The 24,491-nt window shown below is 69.8% G+C and carries 20 protein-coding genes; 7 read left to right on the top strand and 13 right to left on the bottom strand.

The window, feature by feature from the left end:
* Window positions 1-60 precede the first annotated feature (60 nt).
* Window positions 61-747: a FadR/GntR family transcriptional regulator gene (locus ACO0LU_RS15830; protein WP_424792318.1), complete on the top strand. Its 687-nt coding sequence runs from the start codon at window positions 61-63 to the stop codon at window positions 745-747.
* Between the two features lie 26 nt (window positions 748-773).
* Here the strand turns inward: ACO0LU_RS15830 and ACO0LU_RS15825 are convergent, their stop codons facing one another.
* The 9 genes from ACO0LU_RS15825 to ACO0LU_RS15785 form a co-directional block, all read right to left on the bottom strand.
* Window positions 774-1,718: a pirin family protein gene (locus ACO0LU_RS15825; protein ID WP_424792317.1), complete on the bottom strand. Its 945-nt coding sequence runs from the start codon at window positions 1,716-1,718 to the stop codon at window positions 774-776.
* Window positions 1,719-1,798: 80 nt separating this feature from the next.
* On the bottom strand, window positions 1,799-2,989 hold the full coding sequence (locus tag ACO0LU_RS15820; RefSeq protein WP_424792316.1) for a fumarylacetoacetate hydrolase family protein: 1,191 nt from the start codon (window positions 2,987-2,989) through the stop codon (window positions 1,799-1,801).
* Entirely contained in the window at window positions 2,986-4,368 is a 1,383-nt protein-coding gene (locus ACO0LU_RS15815) for an enolase C-terminal domain-like protein (protein WP_424792315.1), read from the bottom strand. The genes ACO0LU_RS15820 and ACO0LU_RS15815 overlap by 4 nt, the downstream gene beginning before the upstream one ends.
* A gap of 25 nt (window positions 4,369-4,393) precedes the next feature.
* Window positions 4,394-5,668 carry a TRAP transporter large permease gene (locus ACO0LU_RS15810; RefSeq protein ID WP_424792314.1) on the bottom strand — a complete coding sequence of 425 codons (1,275 nt, stop codon included), beginning with the start codon at window positions 5,666-5,668 and terminating at the stop codon, window positions 4,394-4,396.
* A gap of 1 nt (window position 5,669) precedes the next feature.
* Window positions 5,670-6,215, bottom strand: a complete 546-nt coding sequence (locus ACO0LU_RS15805; RefSeq protein ID WP_424792313.1) for a TRAP transporter small permease — start codon at window positions 6,213-6,215, stop codon at window positions 5,670-5,672.
* A gap of 2 nt (window positions 6,216-6,217) precedes the next feature.
* Window positions 6,218-7,288 (bottom strand): DctP family TRAP transporter solute-binding subunit, encoded by a 1,071-nt coding sequence (locus tag ACO0LU_RS15800; protein WP_424792312.1) that lies wholly within the window; start codon window positions 7,286-7,288, stop codon window positions 6,218-6,220.
* A gap of 60 nt (window positions 7,289-7,348) precedes the next feature.
* Window positions 7,349-8,419, bottom strand: a complete 1,071-nt coding sequence (locus tag ACO0LU_RS15795) for an Ldh family oxidoreductase (protein WP_424792311.1) — start codon at window positions 8,417-8,419, stop codon at window positions 7,349-7,351.
* Window positions 8,416-9,507 carry a mandelate racemase/muconate lactonizing enzyme family protein gene (locus ACO0LU_RS15790; RefSeq protein ID WP_424792310.1) on the bottom strand — a complete coding sequence of 364 codons (1,092 nt, stop codon included), beginning with the start codon at window positions 9,505-9,507 and terminating at the stop codon, window positions 8,416-8,418. The genes ACO0LU_RS15795 and ACO0LU_RS15790 overlap by 4 nt, the downstream gene beginning before the upstream one ends.
* A 14-nt stretch (window positions 9,508-9,521) precedes the next feature.
* Window positions 9,522-10,211, bottom strand: a complete 690-nt coding sequence (locus tag ACO0LU_RS15785; RefSeq protein ID WP_424792309.1) for a GntR family transcriptional regulator — start codon at window positions 10,209-10,211, stop codon at window positions 9,522-9,524.
* A 281-nt stretch (window positions 10,212-10,492) separates the two neighbouring features.
* Here ACO0LU_RS15785 and ACO0LU_RS15780 point away from each other — a divergent pair, with 281 nt between their 5' ends.
* Window positions 10,493-12,148, top strand: a complete 1,656-nt coding sequence (locus ACO0LU_RS15780; RefSeq protein WP_424792308.1) for an MFS transporter — start codon at window positions 10,493-10,495, stop codon at window positions 12,146-12,148.
* 121 nt (window positions 12,149-12,269) lie between these two features.
* Here the strand turns inward: ACO0LU_RS15780 and ACO0LU_RS15775 are convergent, their stop codons facing one another.
* Together ACO0LU_RS15775 and ACO0LU_RS15770 are read right to left on the bottom strand one after the other, a co-directional pair.
* Window positions 12,270-12,848: a histone deacetylase gene (locus tag ACO0LU_RS15775; RefSeq protein ID WP_424792307.1), complete on the bottom strand. Its 579-nt coding sequence runs from the start codon at window positions 12,846-12,848 to the stop codon at window positions 12,270-12,272.
* A gap of 9 nt (window positions 12,849-12,857) precedes the next feature.
* Entirely contained in the window at window positions 12,858-13,823 is a 966-nt protein-coding gene (locus ACO0LU_RS15770) for a GlxA family transcriptional regulator (RefSeq protein WP_424792306.1), read from the bottom strand.
* Window positions 13,824-13,978: 155 nt separating this feature from the next.
* On the opposite strand from ACO0LU_RS15770, the gene ACO0LU_RS15765 reads away from it, so the two are divergent.
* The 4 genes from ACO0LU_RS15765 (at window position 13,979) to ACO0LU_RS15750 (ending at window position 19,816) form a co-directional block, all read left to right on the top strand.
* Complete coding sequence (locus ACO0LU_RS15765; RefSeq protein ID WP_424792305.1) at window positions 13,979-14,116, top strand: hypothetical protein; 138 nt, start codon at window positions 13,979-13,981, stop codon at window positions 14,114-14,116.
* Window positions 14,117-14,188: 72 nt separating this feature from the next.
* Window positions 14,189-18,493 (top strand): DUF3418 domain-containing protein, encoded by a 4,305-nt coding sequence (locus ACO0LU_RS15760; RefSeq protein WP_424792304.1) that lies wholly within the window; start codon window positions 14,189-14,191, stop codon window positions 18,491-18,493.
* Window positions 18,494-18,522: 29 nt separating this feature from the next.
* A complete protein-coding gene (locus tag ACO0LU_RS15755) occupies window positions 18,523-19,209 on the top strand; it encodes a SprT-like domain-containing protein (RefSeq protein WP_424792303.1) in 687 nt (228 codons plus the stop codon).
* A 79-nt stretch (window positions 19,210-19,288) separates the two neighbouring features.
* Window positions 19,289-19,816, top strand: a complete 528-nt coding sequence (locus tag ACO0LU_RS15750) for a DinB family protein (RefSeq protein ID WP_424792302.1) — start codon at window positions 19,289-19,291, stop codon at window positions 19,814-19,816.
* Here ACO0LU_RS15750 and ACO0LU_RS15745 read toward each other — a convergent pair.
* Both ACO0LU_RS15745 and ACO0LU_RS15740 read right to left on the bottom strand, forming a co-directional pair.
* The gene (locus ACO0LU_RS15745; protein WP_424792301.1) at window positions 19,813-20,721 is read right to left on the bottom strand and encodes a DNA-3-methyladenine glycosylase family protein; all 909 of its coding nucleotides are present in this window, start codon (window positions 20,719-20,721) and stop codon (window positions 19,813-19,815) included. The genes ACO0LU_RS15750 and ACO0LU_RS15745 overlap by 4 nt on opposite strands.
* A 67-nt stretch (window positions 20,722-20,788) precedes the next feature.
* Window positions 20,789-23,626, bottom strand: a complete 2,838-nt coding sequence (locus ACO0LU_RS15740; protein WP_424792300.1) for an FAD-binding and (Fe-S)-binding domain-containing protein — start codon at window positions 23,624-23,626, stop codon at window positions 20,789-20,791.
* A gap of 185 nt (window positions 23,627-23,811) precedes the next feature.
* Here ACO0LU_RS15740 and ACO0LU_RS15735 point away from each other — a divergent pair, with 185 nt between their 5' ends.
* Complete coding sequence (locus ACO0LU_RS15735; RefSeq protein ID WP_424792299.1) at window positions 23,812-24,483, top strand: hypothetical protein; 672 nt, start codon at window positions 23,812-23,814, stop codon at window positions 24,481-24,483.
* Window positions 24,484-24,491 lie beyond the last annotated feature (8 nt).

The following is a 24,491-nucleotide window of genomic DNA, read 5'->3' as shown; positions in this document are numbered from 1 at the left end:
CCGGTACGTTCAGCGCGGTACAGCCCCAGGCGATCCCACCCCCTCACTATGCTCAACGCTATGGCAGTCACCGACCACGCGATCACCAAAATCAAGTCGATGATCATGAGCGGTGAACTGAAGCCCGGGATGCGGCTGCCGCCGGAGAAGGAACTGAGCGAGCGCCTGGGGCTCTCCCGCTCCTCGATGCGCGAGGCGGTCAAGGCCCTGGAGGTGATCCGGGTGCTGGACGTGCGCCGCGGCGACGGCACCTACGTCACCAGCCTGGATCCGAGGTTACTGCTCGAGGCGATCTCGTTCGTGATCGACCTGCACGACGACGCCTCGGTGCTGGAGATCTTCGAGGTGCGGCGGGTGCTGGAGGAGGCTGCCGCGGCGCGCGCCACCAGCCGGATGACCGACGAGCAGATCGCCGCCCTGCGCGCCGACCTGGACCAGGTGGCCAAGGCCGCGACGGTGGAGGAGCTGGTCGAGCACGACCTGCGATTCCACAAGGGCATCACCGACGCGGCCGGAAACAACTACCTGGGCAGCCTGATCGACTCCATCTCCAGTGCCACCGTGCGCGCCCGTATCTGGCGCGGCATCACCCAGGCCGGCGTCGTCGAACGCACCCTGGCCGACCACACCGCCATCCTGGATGCGATCGAGGTGCGCGACCCGGACCTGGCCCGCGCCCAGGCGGCAGCGCACATCGCCGGTGTGGAGCACTGGCTGCACGGCGCCGCGCGCCTCACCGGGGACTGAGGCACCACGCTCGTGGCGGTCCCGTCCTAGCCCCAGGCGCTCGGGTCGCCGTCACCGGGCGGGTTCATGCGGGGTTTCAGACGGACGTTGGGCATCGGCGGGGCCGGCAGACGCTGCACAGTGCCGGTGTAGCCCTGGACCCGTCCGAATCGTTCCGAGCCCGCCTCCCATGCCGTGCGGTAGTCGACGATCTCCTCATGGGTGCGGCCGATGAAGTTCCACCACATCATCACCGGCTCCGGGAACGGTTCACCGCCCAGCAGCATCACCCGGGCGGGCCGGTCGGTCGGGTTGGTCAGCCTCAGCCGGTCATGGCCCGTGCCCAGGTAGCCGAGTTCGCTCGGTTCCAACTCCGTCTGCTCCAGGCGTACCGGCCCGGCGTCCACCAGCACTCCGTGCTCGAAGTCCGGCTCGACGTCGAGGGCGATCCCGGTGCCGGGATCGAGCGTCAGTTCAGCACCCAGCAGCGGGCTGTAAGCCGGCACCGGGGAGGTATGGCCGGCCAACGACCCGATCAGCACCCGGGCCTCACCACCCTGGAGGGTGAGCGGTTCGGGGACGTGGTGGGTGAAGTCCCGGGTGGAGTGCCTGGAGGCCTCGGGCAGCACGGTCCACAACTGCACCCCGTGCAAGGTGCCACACGCGGGGGTGGAGACCTCCGAGTGGGCCACGCCGTGCCCGGCGGTCATGATGTTCACTTCCCCTGGTCGGACCAGGGCGTGGGCACCGGTGGTGTCGCGGTGTTCGATCTCTCCGGTGAACAACCAGCTGACTGTCTGCAGGCCGGTGTGCGGATGCGGCGGGACATCCATCCCACCAGTGCTCGCGACATCGTCGGGACCGTAGTGATCGACGAAGCACCAGGCGCCGATGAGCGAGCGGGCCCGCTGCGGTAAGGTCCGGCGCACCCGCATCGCCCGCGGCCCCCCGAGGGGCACCTCCCGGCTGGTGATCAGCTGCACATCGCCCATGCCGTTCACCTTGGCACAGTCGGCAAACTGCGGCAGGCCCAACGGCAGCGACCCGCCTTGCGCCCAGACCCCGCGCCACCTCAGCGCAACAGACCCCGCTGCAGCAGGTTGCGGTAGAAGGCGTCGATCCCCATCGTCCACGGCTCGGCCTGGTGACTGTGGGTCACCCGGTTCACCAACGACCCGAGACCGGGCTCACTGATGGTGACGATGTCGCCCAGGGAGTGGGTGAAGCCCGAACCACCTTCCCCGCGGTCCTGGGTGGGTGCGAACAGCGTGCCCAGGTACAGCGCGAACCCGTCGGGGTACTGGTGATGGTCACCGATCACGTGGGAGACCAGGTCCTCCGGGTCCCGGCTGATCTTCGACAGCGGGCTGTTGGCCTCCAGCCGGAACCCATCGGTGCCCTCGATGGTCAGCGTCACGTCCGCTGCGCGCACCTGATCCATCCGATAGCCCTCGTCGAACAGGCGCAGGAACGGGCCGATCGCGGCCGAGGCGTTGTTGTCCTTGGCCTTGGGCAGCAGCAGCGCGGAGCGACCCTCCACATCGCGCAGGTTCACGTCGTTACCGAGCGTGGCCCCCACGACGCGCCCGGTGGAGGAGACCACCAGCACCACCTCGGGCTCGGGGTTGTTCCAGGCCGAGTCCGCGTGCAGCCCGACCTCCACCCCGGTGCCCACACTGGCCAGCACCGGTGCCTTGGTGAACACCTCGGGATCCGGGCCGATGCCGACCTCCAGGTACTGGCTCCACCAGCCCCGCTCCACCAGCATGTCCTTGACCCGGGCCGCTTCCTCCGAGCCGGGCTTGAGGTCCTGCAGCGACCCGCCCACCACCGCGCCGATCTGCTCACGGATCTTCGCCGCGGCGCCGGCGTCGCCATGGGCGCGCTCCTCGATGACCCGTTCGATCATCGACACCGGGAAGGTCACCCCGGCGGCCTTGACCACGTGCACATCCACCGGCGAGAGGAACCCGGGCAGGGACGCATCCCGCCGCTCCGGCGGGGTGTTGGCCACGATCGCCGACGGCGACCCCAGGCTCGGCCCGTCCAGTCCGGCCGCGTAGCCGGACGGGTCGGGGTGCTCGGTGATGTCGCGCACCGTGGCCACCGAACCGCTCAGGTCGATCACGTCGTCGGCGCTCACCCGCACCACCGAGGGGCCCCCGGCCGCCGGGTCCCAGACCCGCCCGATCAGGGTGGCGTTGCCGACGTCGTCGGGCAGCAGTTTCGCGGCGGTGAGGGTCTCGTTCAGGTCCGCGCTCATCGGGACGTCTCCATGGGGTTGGTGTCGGTGTCGGCACTGGAGTCGGCGTGGGCGCGCGTGGCACCGGTCACTGCCGCCCGGCCTGCGACCTCCTGCCACCCGGGGCCGTCGGGGAAGGTCCAGCGCTGCCGCGATGCGGCGTGCATCTCGGCGCCGATGCCGGGCTGTACGGGTGCCTGGTAACGGCCACCGCGGACCCGCACGGGTTCCACGAAGTGCTCGTGCAGGTGGTCGACGAACTCAATGTATCGGTCCTGCTGGGAGGTGGACACCACCGCATAGTCGATGAAGGAGAAGTGCTGCACCAATTCGCACAACCCCACCCCACCGGCGTGCGGGCATACCGGAACCCCGAACTTGGCGGCCAGCAGCAGGTTCGCCAGGTTCTCGTTCACCCCGGCCACCCGGGTGGCGTCGATCTGCATGATGTCGATCCCCCCGGCCTGCAGCAGTTGCTTGAACACGATCCGGTTCGCCACCGCCTCACCGGTGGCCACCCTCACCGGCGCCACCTCGGCGCGGATCCGCGCATGCCCCAGGATCTCATCGGTGCTGGTGGCCTCCTCGATCCACCACGGGTCGAACTCGGCCAGCGCGTTCACCCATTCGATCGCCTCGTTCACGTCCCAACGCTGGTTGGCATCGATGGCCACCCGAAGGTCCGGGCCGAACTCGCTGCGCACCAGCGCCATGCGGCGCCGGTCGTCCTCCAGGGAGCCGCCGACCTTGAGTTTGATCAGGTCGAACCCCTCGGCCACAGCCTCCCTGCTCAGCCGGAGGAGTTTCTCATCGGAGTAGCCCAGCCAGCCCGGGGTCGTGGTGTAGGCGGGAAAGCCCTCGCGCTGGAGCTGTTCGATCCGTTCGGCCTTGCCTTCCTGCCCCTTACGCAGGATCTCCAGGGCCTCCTCCGGCGTGAGCGCGTCGGTGATATGGGTGAAGTCGACCGCACGCACGATCTCCTCCGGCTTCATCTCCGCGATGAACCGCCACAGCGGTGTGCCGGCGCGGCGGGCGGCCAGGTCCCACAGGGCGTTGATCAGAGCCCCGGCGGCCATCTGGCTCACCCCCTTCTCCGGGCCCAGCCAGCGCATCTGCGAGTCGTGCACGAGCAGTTTCGCTGCCGCGCCCAGGTCACCCAGCAACTCATCGGTGTCCTTGCCGATGAGCAGGTCACCGTAGGAGTCGATGGCCCGGGCCACGATCTCGTTCCCGCGCCCGGCGGTGAACACCAGGCCGTGCCCGCTCTCCCCGGACTCGGTGGTGATCTGCACGTAGGCCGCGGAATAGTCCGGGTCCACATTGACCGCGTCGGAGCCGTCCAGCTCCAGGGAGGTGGGGAACCGCACGTCGTCGGTGCGCACCGAGGCGATGGTGGTCATGAAGGTCCTTTCGGTTAACGGGCGGCTACCCGAGCACTCCGGGCAGCCAGGTGGTGAAGAACGGGATGAAACTGATCAGCAGGAGCACGGCCACCAGCGGCACGTACACCGGCACCACTCCGCGGATGATCCGTGAGACCGGTATGTCGGTCACGCTGGACAGCACGAACAGCACCAGTCCCACCGGTGGGGTGAGCAGGCCCAGCATCAGGTTGAAGATAATCACCGAGCCCACGTGCAGTGGGTCGAGCCCGTACAGGGTGGCCACCGGTGCCAGCACCGGGACCAGCACCAGGATCGCCGCGGTCGGCTCGATGATCGCCCCGATGATGAACAGCAGCACGTTCAGCAGCAGCAGGAACACGATCGGGTTCTCGGTCAGGCCGAAGATGAACTCCCCGGCCAGTTGCGGAACCCGTTCACGGGCCAGGACCCAACCGAACAACGCCGCTGCGCACACGATGATCAGCACCGACCCGGTGGTCTCCACCGTGTTCTGCAGCACGCGCCTGACGTTGTGCCAGTTCATCGCCCCGTAGAAGATCGCCAGTACGGTCATGTAGACCACGCCGATCCCGGCGGCCTCGGTGGGGGTGAAGATCCCGCCCAGGATCCCGCCGAGCACCACGATGGCCGCGCCCAGCGCCGGCAGGGCCTTCAGTGACAGCGTCACCTGGTCCCGGACACTGGCCTTGGCCAGGCGCAGGTCGTTGCGCTTGCGCAGGGAGACGAACACCGTCACGCACAGCACCGTGAGCAGCAGCAGCGCGGGCACGATCCCGGCGATGAACAGCGCACCCACCGAGATCCCGGCGGTGACGGCGTAGATGATCGCCGGGATCGACGGCGGCAGGATCGGGGCGATCAGCGAGGAACCGGCCGTGATACCCAGCGTCAGGCCCTCGGGATAGTTCCGCTTGAGCATCGCCGGCACCTGCACCCGGCCGAGTGCCGCGGCGTCACTGATCGCCGCGCCGCTCATCCACGCGAACCCGAAGCTGGTGAACACGTTGACGTAGCCCAGGCTGCCGCGGAAGTGACCCAGCAGCGCGGTGGCCGCGTTGAACAACCGGTCGGAGATGCCGGAGACGTTGGCGATGTTGCCCAGCATGATGAACAACGGCACCGCCAGCAACGGGAACGTGTTCACCCCGGAGACGGTCTGCTGGGCGGCGATCTGGAAACTCGCCGAACCGTCCAACGCCACGTACACCAGGGCCGGGACCAGCAGGGCCCACGCCACCGGCACGCGCAGCCCCAGGAGCAGGAACAGGGCCAGAATCATCCACAGAACGGTCATCTCAGAGTCCGATCTTCTCGATGTCGTCGGACTCCTGGTACCGGCCCGGGTACCGCGCGGCCAGGTACAGGTTGAACGCCGCGTGCAGCGTCATCAGTACCGACCCGACCAACAACGCCGCATAGACCACGCTCAGCGGAATGTCGGTGGCCGGGGCATTCAGCCGGCCGGTTGCGCGCACCAGGTCCCAACCGCCGTAGGTCATCACCGCCGAGACCATCAGGACCACGAAGTAGGCGAACGCATCGATCGCGGCGATCACCCGCCCGGAGGAGCGGGCCGAATAGAGCAGCACGGTGATGTGACGGCGGCGCGCCATGACGAAGGCCGCGGACATGAACGCGAACCAGATCAACACGAACCTGGCTAACTCTTCCGTCCAGACGAACGGGGAGTTCAGCACGTACCGGGTGAACACCTGGATCCCGATGAGCACCAGCAACGCGGTGAGCAACCACATCGAGAGCACACGCTCGATGAACACCACCGCGCCGTATATCCGCGACTTCTTCTCCAGGTAGTCCTGGTCCGAGGGCGCCGCCGTCACCGTCAGGAACCCTGGATCTCGAGGTAGAGGTCACCCCAGGCGAAGTTCTCCGGCACGATCTCCATCGCCCGCTCGCGGAAGTGGTCGTGGTCGACGTCGTCGTTCACGGTGATCTCACCGGTCTCGCGCCATTCCTCGAGGAAGTCGTTCTCCTGCTGCTCGATGCAGTCGCGCACGGCCTCGGTTGCCCCGACCATGGCCTCCTCCAGGGCGGTGCGGTCCTCATCGGAGAGGGAGTCCAGGTACTGGTCGCTGGTGACCACCATGACGCCCTGGATCATGTGGCCGGTGAGGTTGATGTAGTCCTGCACCTCGTGGAAGCCCTGGCTGGCGATGGTCGGGATCGGGTTCTCCTGGGCGTCGATGGTGCCCTGCTGCAGTGCCAGGTACACCTCGTCCAGAGCCATCGGTGTGGGTGAGCCGCCCATGATCTCGGCCATGGTCAGGTACAGCGGGGCGTCCGCGGCGCGCAGGGTCACCCCCTGCAGGTCGGCGGAGGTGTTCACCTCCATGTTCGAGGTCACGTGCCGGGTGCCGTAGTACCAGGAGGACAGCACGTTCAGGCCGGAGGCCTCAGCCAGGTCACCCCAGACGTCCTCGGCGATGGGGCCATCGAGGGTCTCCTGGAAGTGGTCCACGTCCCGGAACAGGAACGGGGCGTCGAACATTGCCGCCTCCTCGTGCCACACCCCGAGGAAGGAGGGGCCGGCCACAGCCAGTTCGAGGCCACCACTGGCCACCTGCTCGAGCAGTTCGGCCTCGTTGCCCAGTTGCGCCGCGGGGTAGTCGTCGATGGAGATGCCGCTGCCCTCGAGCCCGTCCTGGATGGCGGGGACGCCGCAGCTTCCCACCGGGTGGGAGGGGTCGTAGACGTAGGCGAACCGGGCGGTGGTGGTCTCCACGTCATCGCCCGGCTCGGCGTCGTCCTCGGTCACCTCGGTGCCGTTGTCGTCGGTGTCGGGTTCGGCGTCGCCGGAGCCGGGTGCCTCGCTGGAGACGCAGGCGGTGGCGACCAGGCCGATCGCGGCGAGCATGCTCACCTGGCTGGCGATGGTGCGGGTGCGGGTCTTCATCTCATTCTCCTTTGAACTGCTGAGTGGTTCGGGTTCGGAAGGTGGGTGGTAGGGGCTTCTCTAGGAGGCGGGGCCATCCCCGGGCTGGTTGTCGGGGCGCAGGAGGGGGGTGTGGTGGGCCAGGGCGAGGTCATTGACGGCGGTCACGGTGGACTCGGCCACCTCGATGGTGCGGGTGTTCCGGGCAGCGCGAGCCAGTTCGATATCTCCCGGTGCGTGCACCGCTCCCGGCTCGCCGGCGTCGCGTACGGCCTGCCGCAGGGTCTCCACCCGGGCGGCGGTGTGGTCGGTGCCACCGAAGAAGGCCGGGTTCAACGCGATCAGCGTGTGGCCCACGTTCATCCGGGAGGCGGGATTGACCCAGATGTCCTCGGTCTCGAAGGCGTAGGCCGCCGACCCCAGGGCCGCGGACAGCCCTTCCAGGGCCACCATCAGCGCCGAGCCCTTGTGGCCGCCCATCGCGATCAGGGCCCCACGCAGGGCCTGGTCGGGATCGGTGGTGGGCCGTCCGGCCGAGTCCACCGCCCAGCCGGGGGGAATCTGCTCCCCGGCGTTGGCGGCCTCCACCACTTTCCCGTAGGCACCGGCACTGGTGGCGATGTCTGCGGTGAGGTGGCCCTCGGTGCCGGCGGGCAGGACGATGGTCAAGGGGTTGGAGCCCAGGATGGTGCGGTGCGCCCCGTGCGGGGTGGCGACCGGGCCGGTGGTGGAGGTGATCAGGGCCACGCAGCCCAGGTCTGCGATGAGGTCGGACCAGTACGCGCCGGCGCCGTAGTGGGTGGAGTCCTGGACGACGACGGCCACCACCGGGCTTGCCTCGATCCGTTCGGCGACGAACTCCACAGCCTGTCCCATCGCCACCTGCCCCAGGGCGCCGTCGGCGTGCAGCAGGCCACCGCCGGGGTGGGAGTTGAGCCAGCGCACCTGGGGCCGCGGGTTGATGCCCCCGGCTACCAGTGCGCTCAGGTAGAGCGGCAGGCGCAGCAAACCGTGTGAGGCGGTGCCACGGCGATCGGCGTAGACCAGACAGTCGGCGGTCAGGTGCGCGTCGTCGTCGGGCACTCCCGCGCCGCGCAGCAGCGCGGCCGCCACATCCCGGGCGTGGTCGACGTCGAGGCGGACTCTGCTCATGCGATCGTCAACTCCTCAACCCTGTCCAGGTCCCAGTCGATACCCAGGCCGGGGGTGCGAGGGGCGCTGGCCCGGTCCCCCTCGATCTCCACGTGCGTGCGGGTCAGGGTGGTCAGTTGCGGGATGTGCTCCACGTAGCGCCCGTTCGGGATGGCCGCCACCAGGCTCACGTGCAGTTCCATCAGGAAGTGGGGGCACACATCCACATTGGAGACCTCGGCCAGGTGGGCGACCTTGAGCCAGGGGGTGATACCCCCGACGCGGGCCACATCGACCTGCACGATGGCAGCGGCGTTGCTGTTCAGGTAGGTGCGGAACTGGGCCGGGCTGTACAGGGTCTCCCCCACCGCGATCGGCACCGAGGTGCGCCGGGCCAGCTCCACGTGGCCGAGCACGTCGTCGGCCGGGAGTGGCTCCTCGAACCAGGCGATCCCGACGGCAGCGTCGAAGGCGGTGATGCGGCGCAGCGCCTCGGCTCCGGTGAAGGCCTGGTTGGCATCGATCATGATGTCGACGTCGTCACCGACCACCTCGCGAACCGCCCGGAGCCGTTCCAGGTCCTCGGCCATGGTGGGTTTGCCGACCTTGACCTTCAGCGCGCTCCAGCCCTTGTCCCGCATCGCCTGCGCCCCGGTGATGAGGTCGTCGGCGTCCAGGTGCAGCCAACCGCTCTCGGTGTCATACATCGGGACCTGACGGCGGTACCCGCCGGCGGCGATCCACAGTGGTTCGTTCTGCCGCTGGGCCTTCAGATCCCACAGAGCGGTGTCGACGGCGGCCAGCGCCAGGGAGGTCAGCGCACCGGTGGTGGTGGCGCGGGTGGAGCCGTGCAGGGCGGACCAGATCGCCTCGATCCGGCGGGCGTCCTGACCGGGCAACTGGGGCGCGAACACATCGCGCAGCAGGGCCATCACCGCGCTGCCACCGGTGCCGATGGTGTAGGTGTATCCGCGGCCGGTGAGCCCGTCGTCGGTGCGGATCTCAACGAACGGGGTCTCCTGGGAGGTGAAGGCTTGGATGGCGTCGGAGCGGGGCACCTCGACGGGGATGTCGAGCATGCGGACCGAGACATCGGTGATTCGGGACATGGGGCTCCTTGCCTTCAGGCGGAGAACAGTTCGGTATGGGCGGCGACGAGTTCAGCACGGGCGGCGGTGAGCAGTTGCAGGTGGTCGATCAGGATCAGGACGGCACGCTCGGCGTCGTTGGACCGCACGGCTTGGTGGAGCCGGCGGTGCTGGGCGATGGCCCTCTCGTCGTGGCGCATGGTGCGCAACTCCAGGTAACGCATCCGCATCAGGTGCACCCGGGCCTGTTCCACCATGTGCAGCAGCAGGAGGTTCCCGGCCACCCGCATGAAGATGGCGTGGAACTCCCCGTCCAGGCGGGCGAAGGAGGCCAGGTCGCCCTGGCTCGAGGCGTGGTCCTGCTCGCGCAGGTTCTCCCGGATCTGCTCGTCGTAGCGACGGAACCTCAACTCCGACGATCGCCACAGCTCCGCCGCCTTACGGATCGCGGTAACCTCCAGGCTGTTGCGGATCTCCTGGGCTTCGAGGATGCGCTGGATCGAGAGGGGGGCGATCTGCGCCCCGCGCTGAGGCAGTACCTCGATCAACTCCTCCTGCTCCAGGCGGGTCAGGGCCTGACGCACCGGGGTCCGGCTGGTCTCGTACCGGGCCGCCAGGGAGTTCTCGAACAGCATCGTGCCGGGCCGCAACTGCAGCGTGGCGATCTCGTGACGTAGTTCGGTGTAGATCTGCACGCTCAGCGACTGGCGAGCCTTGGTCGTCATCGAAGCCTCATTGATCTCGGTGGTTGGCCGTCACCCTACTTGGACACAAGTTGGCCAACAAGGGTTGAGCGCTCCGATGTTTGATTACGATCCGGTGACGTTATCCCCGAAGCGGCGGAGTAGGGCACTAATACATCGGAGCAAGTTCCCGCGAACCGGTGCGGACGTGAGTGGACGTAGAGCCCCTGGATCGCCCGATCGTGTTGCCGAGGGGGTTGACGGCCGACGCGCGCATCGCCTACGTTCATAACGTTCCATTACGTAACGTTATGAGACTTGAGATGACTACTCCACGTCCTGCGCGGGCGAACCTGGCCGCATGGGCAGGTCTGGCCCTGCTGACCGTCCCGGTGTTCATGGTCGCCATCGACATGACCGTGCTCTTCCTGGCCACCCCGACGATCGCCGCAGCTCTGGAACCCACTGCCACCCAGCAGTTATGGATGCTGCACATCGGAGACCTGGTCGGCGCCGGGCTGGTGCTGACCGCCGGGCGCCTGGTGGACCGGTTCGGCCCGCGACGGCTGCTGGTCATCAGCGCACTCGCCTACGGCAGTGCGAACCTGCTGGCCGCCTACGCCCCCTCGATCGAGTACCTGATAGCCGCCCGGGCGTTGATCGGCTTCTCGGCTATCTCCATGATCCCGGCAGGGATGGCCCTGCTGCGGCGCATGTTCACATCCGATGCCCAGTTCTCCCGCGCCGTGGCCATCTTCATGTCGGCGTTCTCCGGCGGGGTGGCATTCGGCCCACCCATCGGCGGCGCCCTGTTGGAGAACTTCTGGTGGGGGTCGATCTTCCTGCTCAACGTGCCGATCGCGTTCCTCGTAGCACTGCTGGCGCCGACCCTGCCCAAGGTCCCCGGGAGCGGGGCCGGACGGATCGACACCGTGAGCGTGCTGCTGTCCCTGACCGCGGTGGCCCTCGTGGTCTACGGCGGCCAGGAACTCGCCTCCCGGAACGTGGGACTGCCGCAGGTGGCAGCGGTCGCCGTCGGTCTCGTCGCGGGCCTGCTGTTCATCCGGCGTCAACTCCGGCTGACCGCGCCGTTGCTGGACCCGGCACTGTTTGCCTCCCGGTCGTTCACCGTGGGGCTCGTGGCGATCCTGCTGGTGATCCTTGCCACCGCTGGTGCCGACATGCAGTTCGCCCAGTACTTGCAGGTCGGGCTCGGGCACTCCCCGTTCACCGCCGGCATGCTGCTGATCATCCCCGCGACCCTCTCCATCGTCGCGACGGTTCTGGCGCCATCACTCCTACGGTGGGTCCGGCCGAGCGCAGTCATGGGAACAGGCGTCCTGATCGCCGCCGGTGGAGCGCTCCTCATGGCCGTATTGCTCCAGGGCGAGGCGTCGGTGGCACCGGCCCTTGCGGCAGTATCGATCATCGCTGCCGGCGCAGCACCAGTCTTCGCGCTCGGCGCGGTCATCATCGTCAACAGCGCCCCCGCGGCGCAGACCGGCTCGGCCTCGGCGAGCACCGACGTCGCCGGGAGCCTCGGGAACACCATCGGACTGGCCACCGGGGGAACGATCGCCTTCGTCAGTTACCAGAGCAGACTCGGCGGTACCCTGCCGGCCGGTCTGGATGAGGCCACGCGCGAACTGAGCCTGCAGAGCATCGGCTCGGCACTCGCGGCCGCCCGGTCGCTACCGGACGAACTCGGCGTGCCGCTGCACGCTGCCGCCATCGACGCCTTCGCCGTCGCCACCCGGAACACCTATGCCTTCGCGACCCTCGGTCTAGCGGTACTCGCGGCGGTGATCCTGTGGGGCCTACGGCACGCGCGCATCGACTCCGACCCGGGCGTCGAGGAAGTCGACGGCGACAGCCCTCCGAGCGGGCACGACGAGTCCGACGACGAGGGGCGGACTCTGCCCGATGACGCACCCGTGTTACAGGCGCCGACGGCAACGGGCCCTGCGAGGGCCGAGTGACGGAGAGGAGGTCGTGTGTACGTCTCGGCGCCGGGGCACTGGCAGCACCGGGCCGCGGCTCCCGCACCATTGCCGCGGCCCGGGCACGCCTGATTGCGACCATGCGCCCCCACACGGACGCTCAGGGCTTCACGTCCTCCAGGTAGCGGGCGATGCGCTCGTCGGTCCAGGCGTGCCCCTCCCGCAGCCCTTGAGCAAGCATGGCCAGGTAGGCCGGGGTAGGGGCGACCTGCTCGGTGTGATCGAGCCCGCCCGGGCTGGTGAAGGTCAGCATCGGCAGCCCATCCCGTGCACCGACGTCCACCAACGTCTCGTACCGACCGGGCCCGACCCGGTGGCTGGAGTCGGTGAGGCCGCGGGCAAGGAGTTGCTCCAGCCGGCCGTCGGCCACCGGCTCCCTCCGCATCTCCTGGGCGGTGATATCGGCGAACTGCCCGACCGTGATCCGGTAGGCCCGCGCGGGCGTGGGGCCGGGCTGGTGGTGGTCGTAGAAGGCCATCCCACCGCCCCAGGTCAGCGAGCGCCCGGCGAAGTAGATTCGCCCGGGCAGATGGACGGCCACAGCCCGGGTGGGCGGGCTCGGGTCCCGCGCTCCGGGGTAGGTTCGAGCTCCACCCGGAGGGCAGCCGCCTTGCAAGTAGCACAGCAACCGCTGCCGGCTCATGTTCGAGCCGTAACTGACGTACCAGACCTGCGACATCGCTGCCGGTCAGCGCCCGGCCTTCTCCAGCGTCCCGAACGTGCGCCGGTAGGCCTGCGGGGACACACCTCGTTCACGCAGGAAGTGCTGACGCAGGGTGCCGGCGTTGCCGAATCCGACCTGGTCGGCGACCCACTCCACGGACCCGTCGCCGCTCTCCAGCATCTCCTCGGCCGCGGCCACTCGCTGACTGACCACCCAGGCGTGCGGTGTCTGACCCGTCTCGGCCCGGAAGCGCCGGGCGAAGGTGCGCGCCGACATGTGCGCACGGCGGGCGAGCGCCTCCACGCTCAGATCCTCCTGCAGGTTCGCCACGATCCAGGTCAGCAGGGGTCCGAGCGTCTCGGCCCGGCAGTCCGGGACCGCTCGGGCGATGTACTGACTCTGGCCACCGGAGCGGTGCGGGGGCACCACCATCCGCCGGGCCGCGGTCGCCGCGGTACCCGCACCGAAGAGTTCACGCATCAGGTGCAGGCCGGCGTCCAGCACCGCGGCCGCACCGGCACCGGTGGTCAGGCTGCCGTCGGTCACGTACAGCACGTCCCGGTCCACCACGGCCTCGGGGAACATGGCGATCAGACGGTCCGCATAACGCCAGTGCGTGGCACACCGCCGACCATCCAGCAGGCCGGCCCGTCCGAGGGTGAAGGCCGCGGTGCAGTGCGAGAACAGGCTCCGGCCCTCGGCATCGGCCTCGCGGAGGAGGTCCAGCACGTCCGGGTGATCGGCGTCGATATCCCGCTTCGGGGCCACGCAGATCAGGTCCGCATCCCTCGCGGCATCCAGGCTGTACTCGACGTGCACATCGAAACCGGAGTTGGCTCGGATCCGGCCCGGCTCGGGAGCACAGACGACGAAGTCGAACACCGGGTTGTCGTCATCGGGGTGGTAGGGCTCGTCCCAGAGTTCACACAACGCGCCGAGCCCGAACGGCTCGACGCCGTCCTGCACGATCACCGCGACCTTTCGCATCACCCCAGCATCCTGCACCGATGGCAGGAAATCAATGGGTAGCAATATCTCTGCCACCGCATCGTCCGATGAGGCCTCGGGACGGTTGGCAGAAACTAAACGGATGTTGGCATATCTGCCACTGGTGGCAGGGACGCGATGGGCGCACGATAACTGCCATGCTTACTCTCATCGTTGTTCTCGCCTTGATCCTGTCCCTGGTGGCCTTCGCGATCCGGACCGTCAACCGCGACGGTTACGGCTCCGCCCCACCCCCGCGTTCGGACTATGAGCACGCTCCGCGCATGCTGCCCTGACGCCATGGCCACGCCGGTTCGAACCCACTATTGAGTTCACCGCCGCCTGCCCGCCTGAGACAATGGCGCGCGGTGACCGAGACGAAGCACAACCAGAGGCGGCCCGAGCGCGGGTCACGACGTCGCCGACCCCGGCGCCGCCGCGAGGGCTACCGAAAGCCCGGTCCCCAGTTACTCCAGCGGCGCAGGGACGCCGTCCCGAAGGTGGCCTATCCGGAGCAGTTGCCGGTCTCCGCCCGCCGGGAGGAGATCGCCGAGGCCGTCGAGAAGAACCAGGTGGTGATCCTGTCCGGGGAGACCGGGTCGGGCAAGACCACCCAGTTGCCGAAGATCTGCCTGGACCTGGGCCGCGGTATCGAGGGCACGATCGGGCACACCCAACCCCGCCGGATCGCCGCGCGCACCGTGGCCGAACGCATCGCCGAGGAACTGGGCACGGAAGTCGGCCAGGCCGTGGGCTACCAGGTGCGCTTCACCGACCAGGTCTCCGAGACCACGCTGATCAAGGTGATGACCGACGGCATCCTGCTGGCCGAGGTCCAGCGCGACCCGATGCTGCGCCGTTACGACACCATCATCGTCGACGAGGCCCACGAACGGTCCCTCAACATCGATTTCCTGCTCGGCTACCTGCACCAACTCCTGCCCAAGCGCCCGGACCTGAAGGTGATCATCACCTCGGCCACCATCGACTCGGAGCGCTTCGCCGAGCACTTCGGCTCCCCCGGCACCCCCGCCCCCGTGATCGAGGTGTCCGGACGCACCTACCCCGTCGAGGTGCGCTACCGCCCCCTGGTGCCGGACACGGAGACAACCCCGGACGACGACGAAGCACCCGGCCGCGCGGGCGGCACCGGCGCTGGGGCCGGCGCAGGCGACCCCGCGCGCTCCCGCGGAAGCGCCGCTGCCACACGCTCCCGCGGAAACTCAGGCGAGCGCGAACCCCTGGACCAGGCCACCGCCATCTGCCTGGCCGCCGATGAACTGATGGCCGAGGGACCCGGCGACATCCTGGTGTTCTGCTCCGGGGAGCGCGAGATCCGCGACGGCGCCGAGGCCCTCACCAATCACCTGTCCGGCCGCCCGGGCCCCGAGGTGGAAATCCTGCCGCTGTACGCGCGGCTGTCTGCGGCAGACCAGCACCGGGTCTTCGCCGCGCACTCCAACCGGCGCATCGTGCTGGCCACCAACATCGCCGAGACGTCCCTGACCGTGCCGGGCATCCGGTACGTGATCGACCCGGGCACCGCCCGCATCTCCCGCTACTCCAAGGGCACCAAGGTCCAGCGACTACCGATCGAACCGGTCTCCCAGGCCAGCGCCGACCAGCGCGCCGGCCGCTGCGGGCGGGTGGCCGACGGCATCTGCATCCGGCTGTACTCCAAGGCCGACTACGAATCCCGCCCGGAGTTCACCGAACCGGAGATCCTGCGCACCTCCCTGGCCTCGGTGATCCTGCAGATGACCGCCCTGGGTCTGGGGGAGGTCGCCAAGTTCGGCTTCGTCGACCCGCCCGACACCCGCTCCGTCCGGGACGGGGTAGCCCTCCTCACCGAACTGGGTGCGATCACCGAGGACGACGGTGCCCGGCCCGCCCGTCCGGGTCCCGCGGACGCAGCTCACCCGGGTGAGTTGCACCCCACCGCAGCGAAGACAGCCCCGCGGGGCGCGTCGTCGTCGGCCACTCCCGGGCTGCGCCTGACCAAGGTGGGCCGCTCCCTGGCGCACCTGCCGATCGACCCGCGCCTGGGCCGGATGCTCTTGGAGGCCGACCGGCTCGGGGTGGCCGCCGAGGTGCTGGTGATCGTGGCGGCCTTGTCCATCCAGGACGTGCGCGAGCGCCCACCGGATGCCCAGCAGCAGGCCGACGCCAAGCACCGCCGGTTCGCCGATGAGACATCCGACTTCCTGTCCATCCTGCGGCTGTGGGACTACCTGCGCACCAAGCGGGCCGAGTTGTCGTCCTCGGCGTTCCGGCGGATGTGCCGGGCGGAGTACCTGCACTTCCTGCGGATCCGGGAGTGGCAGGACGTGCACACCCAACTGCGGCAGATGATCAAGCCGCTGGGCATCCACCTGGGTCGTCTGCAGGCACCCGGGGACATCGACGCCGACGCGGTGCACCAGGCGATGCTGACTGGGCTGTTGACCCAGATCGGTTCCTGGGATGAGCGCAAACGGGACTATCTCGGCGCCCGCGGGGCCCGGTTCGTGATCTTCCCCGGCTCCCACCTGGCGAAGAAGCGCCCGGATTGGGTGATGGCGGCCGAACTGGTGGAGACCTCGCGGCTGTTCGCCCGCACCGCGGCCCGGATCCGCCCCGAGTGGGTCGAGCCGCTGGCGGCCCACCTGATCAAACGAAGTTACTCCGAGCCGTACTGGTCCACCCGGCAGGGTGCGGGCATGGTCAAGGAGAAGGTGATGCTCTATGGGCTCACCCTGGTGGCCGACCGGCCCGTCCCCTACGCCCGGGTCGATGCCCCGGCGGCGCGGGAGATGTTCATCCGCCGCGCCCTGGTGGACGGTGAGTGGCGCACCCACCACGCCTTCGTCGAGCACAACGCCGGTGTGATCGCCGAGGCCGAGGAACTGCAGGCCCGCGAGCGCCGGCGGGACCTGATGCTGGATGAGGACGGCCTGTTCGACTTCTACGACGAACGCATCCCCGAGCACGTGGTCACCGCCGCCCACTTCGACACCTGGTGGAAGCAGACCCGCCGCGAGCACCCGGACCTGCTGAACCTGAGCGTGGAACTGCTGGTGCCGCAGGTGCAGGAACTCGATTCCGGCCGGTACCCGCAGGTGTGGCAGCAGGGGGACCTGACGTTGCCGCTGTCCTACCAGTTCGAACCGGGCACCGAGGCCGACGGGGTCACCGTGCACATCCCGATCGCGGTGCTGAGCCGGGTGCGGCCGGAGGGATTCGACTGGCTGGTGCCCGGACTCCTGCAGGAACTGACGGTGGCCAGCATCAAGGCGCTGCCCAAGCCGATCCGTAAGCATCTGGTGCCGGCGCCGGACACCGCCCGCGCGATCGCCGAGTTGTTGCCGCCGTGGGAGCAGATGGCCCCGGCCGGAGAGGGAGCGGTCTCCTACGCCGAGGCCTTCGCCGCCGCCGCCCGGCAGGTGCGCCCGGAGCTGGAGATCAGCGCCGATGACCGCGATCCGGAGAAACTGCCCCCGCACCTGCGCATCACCTTCCAGGTGCACGCCGAGCGCGGGGCGGTGCTGGGCACCGGTCAACATCTGGAGGCGTTACAGCGGGAGTTGTCCCGGCAGTCCGGCGACGCGGTGCGCACGGCGGTGAAGTCGGCGCTGCTGGCGGCCCAGAAACGCGCCGGGTCCCCGGCTGCCGGGCCCGGAACCGCCGGCGCGGCATCGGCGGGTGCTGGAGCGGCGAGTGCCGGCGCGGCATCAGCCGGTGCCGGGGCGGCGGAAGGCGGCGGCGACCGCTCGGCCTCCCCGCAGGGCGGCGTGCGCGCCGGGCTGGCTGAGGAGAAGAACCTGACCGGATGGCCTTCGATGGGCCAGATCCCCGACGTGGTCACCGCCACCGGCGCCGGCGGGTTGGAGATCCGCGGCCACCCGGCGTTGGTGGTGGAGGGTGAGGCCACCGGCCGGGTGTCGCTACGGGTGCTGCAGGATGCCGCGGCCCAGCCCGGCGCCCACCGCGCCGGTGTGCGGCGGTTGCTGGCCGACAGCACCGCTCTGCCCACCGGGCGGGTCTCCAGCCGGTGGGGCGGACGGGAGGCGCTGTCGCTGGCCGCCAGCCCGTACCGGGACACCGCCGCCCTGGTCACCGGTTTGCACCGGGCCGCGGTGGCCTCCCTCACCGCGACCAGGGACCTGGCGCAGGTGCGCACCGCCGAGGCGTTCGCGCAGGTCCAGGCCGATGTGCGGGCCCGGCTGGAGGATGAGATCTACCGGTTGGCGGCCCTGACGGTGCAGATCCTGGATGCCTCCCGGGAGCTGCAGGCCCAGATCAAGGCCACCACCTCCATGGCACTGCTCGATGTGCTCACGGATGTGCGCGACCAGCACGCCGCGTTGATTCATGACCGGTTCCTCACCACCACCCCACCGGAGCAACTGACGCATCTGCCCCGGTACCTGCAGGCGGCCACGATGCGGCTGGCCAAGGCCGCGGAGAACCCGAACCGGGACGCGGATCTGGCCTGGCAGATCCGGGACCTGCACGATGCCTGGTGGGCCGCGGACCGGGCCACCACCGACCCGGACCACGCCGAGCAGTTGGCGCAGGTGCGGTGGATGCTGGAGGAGTTGCGGGTCAGTTTCTTCGCGCAACAACTGGGCACCGCGACCCCGGTCTCGGCCAAGCGCATCCGCAAGGCCCTCGCCGAGGTCGGCTCGGCCTGAGGCCGGACCAGCGGTGCCGGAGGGTGTCGGTGGCAGCGATTAGAGTCGGCACCAACCGGTGCAGTTGGGGTGATGTGGTGAATCTGGAGCAAGCCGAGTCGATGGCCCGTGACCTGATGGCCGAACACGGCCTGAGGGACTGGACCTTCGCCTTCGATCGCGCCAAACGCCGCGCGGGACTATGCCGGTTCCACACCCGCACCATCTCCCTGAGCCGGCACCTGACCGAACTGCACCCCGACGATCTGGTGCGGGATACCGTGCTGCACGAGATCGCCCACGCCCTGGCCGGCCCCGATGCCGGGCACGGCACCCAGTGGCGCCAGGTCGCCGGCCGGATCGGTGCCCGCCCGGAGCGGACCCTGCCCGCTGAAGCCCCGCTGCCGCCGGCGCCGTGGGAGGGCCACTGTCCCGGCGGGCACGAGCACCGACGGTTCCGCAAGCCGGCGCGCCCGGTCAGTTGCAGCCGGTGCTGCCCGCAGTTCTGCATCGCGAACCTGATCATCTGGACCCGCGACGGCGAGCCCATGCAACCCGGCCCCACCTACCATCGGGCCCTGCACGACGCAGCCCGGCGGGCCAAGCGGCAACGGGTGTGCCGCCGGTGCGGAGGGGCCACCGACGCCGCACGCGAGCCCGCTCGAACCGGCCGCCGCGGGTCGGATCCCGGTCGCCCCAAGGATCCGCCGCCACTCGTCCCGGCGACCCTCTTCTAGGCAGCGGGTACCGGGCCCACCCGATGGCTGGCAGACTCCATCCATGCCCGCGATCGGCACTGGCGAAGGTGAGGAACCGATGAGCATCGAACCCGATGCCAAGGACTGGACCTGGGTGCTGCGCGAACCTTGCGATGAGTGCGGGCTCGAGGCGGGCACCGTGGTGCCGGAGCTGATCCCCCAGATGCTGCGGGACAACGCCAGGCAATGGCAGGAGGTGCGGGCGCGCACCGACGCCCACTGGTGGACCCAGCGCCCGAACGCTCAGACGTGGTCACCGCTGGAGTACGCAGCGCACGTGCGCGATGTGCACGGGGTGTTCACCGAGCGCCTGGGGCTGATGCAGACCGAGGAGGACCCCACGTTCCCCAACTGGGACCAGGACGCCGCCGCGATCGAGGGCAACTACGCCCAGGAGGATCCCGATCAGGTCCTGGCGGAGTCGCGCGAACACGCCGATGCCATCGCCCAGCGGTACCAGGACCTGACCCGGGACCAGTGGCAGCGCACCGGCCGCCGCTCCGACGGCGCGCAGTTCACCGCTGTCACCCTCGCCCAGTACCACCTGCACGACGTCATCCACCACCTCGGCGACATCACCCGCTAGCCGGAATCACTTCCGCGGGCCTCCCGCCGTCCCGCGCGGTAGCCGGCTTGTGCCCACAGCCGCACGACGGCGTAGCCGCGGTATGGGCGCCAAGCCTCGGCCGCGACCCGCAGTTCGCGCGCCGGCAGACCGCCCATGCTGCGGCGCAGCACCAGGTCGGAGGCCGGCAGCGCATCACCGTCGCCGCTACCGCGTAACGCCAGGATGGAGACGGTCCACGGGCCGATCCCGGGAAGGTCGGCGAGCCGGGTGAGCACGTCCTGCTCGAGCAGGTGCGGCGCGTCGGCAGGCGCCGGCTGCTCGGCCAGCAGCGCGGCGGCTTCCCGTAGCGTGCGGGCACGCGCACTGGTCAGGCCGATCGCTGCCCGCAGGTCCTCCGCCTCCACCGCCGCGATCCGCGCGGGCGTCGGGAAGGCCCGCAGGCCGGCGGTCTCATCGCCGTAGGCAGCCGCCAACCTCCCGGCGAAGGTGCGCCCGGCCGCCAGGGACACCTGCTGACCGAGGATCGTGGTGAGGACCCCGGACGCCGCGTCGGGATGACGGGTGATGCGGATGCCGGGTCGGTCCGCGACCTGCCCCGCCAGCAGTGGATCGCCGCGCAGGCGGGCGTCGATGGACTGGATCTTCGCGTCCAGGTCGAACCACCAGCGCAGCAGTGGCTCCAGGGCACTCTCTCCGGGCACCCCGGCGGCCCGGTCGCGGCCGGGCACGCGCCAGTGCACGCCGTCCGGGGTGAGCCGCAGCTCGATGATGTGGTGGCCTCCACCGAGCGTCAGCACCCGGGAGTGAGTCCCCCTCGCGGGGTCGGTGCGGTGTGCACCGGGGATGCTGTGGTAGCCCAGTGTGGTCAGGGTCGCGCGGGTATCCCACGGGCCGCGGGCGGGCAGGAAGTGTTCGGTCATCATCGTCCCCTCCTCCCGCTGTTGTCCGGTAGACACTGCAACGCCTCATTTCGTGAGGTCCGGCAGCGGGTCAGTGGACCAGGCGCGCCAGCACTTCCAGCACATGCTCATAGGTGCGCCCGGTGGCCCGGCTCATCCCCATCTCACAGGTGCGGTTGGCGGAGATGTAGGCATCGAACACACCGTGCCGGGCCTCGGCCGCAGCGATTTCGGCCACCTGGGGTGCGGTGGCGCCAGCGGTCAGTTCGGGGTGCAGCATGCCCCGGTCACCGGCGAACCCGCAGCACCCCCAACTCACCGGAACGGTCACCTGCCGCGCCACCGAGCGGGCCAGGGCGAGCAGGTCATCGGTGACGTCCAGGTGGGTGGTGGCACACGTGGGGTGCACCGCCACCGAGGCCAGGCGCCGGCCGGGGTCCACCGGCACCCTCGGCAGCACGTGGGCGCGCACGAATGCCAGGGCATCCATCACCTGCAGGCCAGAGTCCGACTCCACCAGACCCAGGGTGCACGAGGCCGCGTCGGTCACCACCGGCAACCGGCCCCCCTCACTCGCCTCGGTGAGCACCTGGCGCACCTGCTCAGCCATGGTCCGGGCGCCATCGGTCAGGCCCTTGGAGGTCCATGGCACGGTGCAGCACAGGGAGTCGATCTGCTCCGGGATCCGCACGTGCACCCCGGCCCGGGCGCACAGGTCCAGGAAGGCCTGGGCGGCCCCGGGTGAGTCCGAGCCGAACATCGCCCCGGTACAGGAGGGGAAGAGGACGACGCCAACAGCCCCCTGGTCAGCCGTGGCACCCCCAGTCGCGGGGGTACGTGTGGTCACCGCGCCGAGGCGCAGCGCCGAGCGTCTCGTACCGGGCCCGGGCAGGTCCTTGCCCACCTCGGGCACCAGGTCGTGGGGCGCCGCGGTGCGCACCGCCCGGCTGCCCGCCGCGAGCACTCCGCCAGGGAGCACCGAGGCGACGCCCAGGCCGGCCCGCACCGCCGTCGTCGTGCCCGCCCAGTGCATCGCGGCCGTCCGTCCGGCCCGTTGCGCCACCGGGGGTGCCGCCTCGGCGCGCATGCCCTTCATCACCGCGCCGGTGTCGATGCCCACCGGGCACACGGTCACGCACATGGAGTCCCCGGCGCAGGTCTGCACCGCCTGGTACTCGAACGCCTTGGCCAACTCCTCCCGGCGCTGGGGGTCGGCCACCGCCATCTCCCGCATCAGCACGATGCGCTGGCGCGGGGTGGTGGTGACGTCCCGGGAGGGGCACACCGGCTCACAGAACCCGCACTCCACGCACGCGTCCACGAGCGGGTGGGCGGTGGGCATCGTCTTCAGGTGCTTGAGGTGGGCCAGCGGGTCCTCGTTCAGCACCACCCCGGGGGCGAGGATGCCGGCGGGGTCGCAGGCCGCCTTGATCCGGCGCATCAAGGCGTACAACTCCGGGCCGAACTGGCGCTCGACGTAGGCGGACATGATCCGCCCGGTGCCGTGCTCGGCCTTCAGCGTGCCGCCGGCGCCCAGGATCATCCCGACCATGTCCTCGGTGAAAGCGGCGTAGGTGTCCACCTGCGCCGGATCGTCCAAGCGCGGGTTGATCATGAAGTGCAGGTTCGCGTCGCGGGCGTGGCCGAAGATGACCGCGTCGTCATACCCGTGCCGCACGAACAACTCCGCCAGGTCGCCCACGGTGGACCGCAGGTGTTCGGCGGGGACGGCGACGTCCTCCAGCAGGTTGGTGGTGCCGGGTGGGCGCGCCCCGGCCACCGCGGGGTAGAGCCCCTTGCGCACCGTCCACATAGCCGCGCGGGCGGCGCGGTCCTGGCTGAGTTCGGCCGGCATCGACAGCCGGGCGTCGGCCAGTGCCGCGAGCAGGTCCTGACTCTGCTCGGTCAGTTCGGTCTCCTGCTCGGCCTGCAGTTCCACCAGCAGGGCGGTGTGGGCATCCACGTCGATCCCGCGCATCGGCTCCGGTGCCGCCGGAAGTCGCTGGGCCACCCGCAGCGCGCGGGCGTCCATGAGTTCGGCCGCCCGGGCGCCGGCGCCCAGGATCGCCGGCAACGCGTCCGTGGCTCGGTTGATGTCGTCGAACACCAGCAGCGAGGTCGCCACGTGCGGGTGGGCGGGCACGGTGGCCAGCACCACCGAGGCCAGGTAGGCCAGGGTGCCCTCGGACCCGACGATCAGGTGCGCCAGGATCTGGACCGGCTCGTGGTGGTCCAGGAAGGCGTTCAGCCCGTAACCCATGGTGTTCTTCATCGAGAATTGGTGCTCGACGGTGCGGCGCAGCGCCGGGGTGGTGCGGATGGTGTCCCGGATCCGCGCAAGTTCGGCGTGCAGGGCTGGTTCCTGCTCCCGCAGGCGGGCGTCGGCGTCCGTGGCGGCGGTGTCGATCGCCGTTCCCGAGGGGAGTACGAACACCGCGGATTCCATCGTGTGATAGGCCGTGGCGGCCGAGCCGCTGGTCATCCCGGAGGAGTTGTTGGCCACCACCCCCCCGATGGTGCAGGCGATCTCACTGGCCGGGTCCGGTCCCAGCCGGCGCCCGTACGGCATGAGCGCGGCGTTGACCTTGCGCAGCAGCACCCCCGGTTCGCAGCGCACCCGGGCGCCGTCGTCGAGCACGTCGAACCCGGCGAAGTGGCGCCGCACGTCGATGAGCACCCCATCGCCCACGCCCTGCCCGGACAGACTGGTGCCGCCCGCGCGGAAGGTCACCGGCACCCCGGCGGTGCTCGCGCGGGCCAGAACGGCGGTGAGTTCGCCCAGCGTGCGAGGGGTGTGCACCGCACGCGGGGTGAGCAGGTAGTGCGAAGCGTCATGGGCAATCGCGGTCCGGGTGGCCTGATCGGTGCTCCAGGCGGCCGGGGCGGCGACGTCGCGCACTTGCGCCAGCAGATCCTCGGTGACTCTCACAGTGCCGACCCTACGCCCGTGCGGGCCGGCGCGTGAGCGCGGAACGGGCGGGTGGGCGCGTGAGCGCGGAACGGGCGCCCGATCGGTGTTGCTCCGGGCAGATCTGCCCATCGGTATCGCTGAACTCATCCGACACGATTGGCCCCGAATGCGTCATGATGGACGCACGGACGAGGGAGGACACCATGACCACGCCATCCGGTACGCCGCAACCTGATCAGTACGGCCAGCAGCCGCAGGCTCAGCCCGGGCAGTACGGCCAGCCCACTCAACCCGGCCAGCCGCCACAGCCGGGGCAGCCGTCGCAGCCGGGCCAGTACACGCAGCAGGCGGGCCAGGGCGCCCAGTACGGCCAGAGCGCCCAGTACGCCCAGAGCGCCCCCTACGGCTCCGGTCCCGCTGGCTCGGCCGCAGGCTCCCGCAGTTTCCGGCCCGGGACGGTCACCGGCGGGGCGGTGCTGGCCTGGATCGGCTCTGCGGTCATGATCATCCTTGGGCTACTGCTGATGTTCGCCCAGGCGCTCGACCCCGCCGATCTCGGCCTGAGCGCCGACGAGGGCGTGGTGCTGCAGTTCATCGCCATCTTTGGGGTGGGCGCCGCCGTGTGGGGTGTGCTGGTGCTGGTGATGGCGATCTTCGCCTTCCGTGGTGCCAACTGGGCCCGCTGGGTGCTGGTGGTGTTCGGTGCCCTGGCCATCGCCGGCAGCCTGTTCAACCTCTTCGACGGCAACGCGCTCGCTCTCATCTCCATCATCTGGGTGGGCCTGTCGGTGGGGCTGTTCCTGGCCCCGAAGTCGCGGGACTGGTACAACGCCCGCAAGACCACCCAGTTCAACCCCGGCAACTACACCCGCTGAACTCCTGG

Source organism: Pseudactinotalea sp. Z1748 (assembly GCF_049725185.1).
Classification (GTDB): Bacteria; Actinomycetota; Actinomycetes; order Actinomycetales; family Beutenbergiaceae; genus CALKWS01.
The sequence above is the reverse complement of the archived record's forward strand: the minus strand, read 5'-3'. Positions and strand labels throughout refer to the sequence as shown.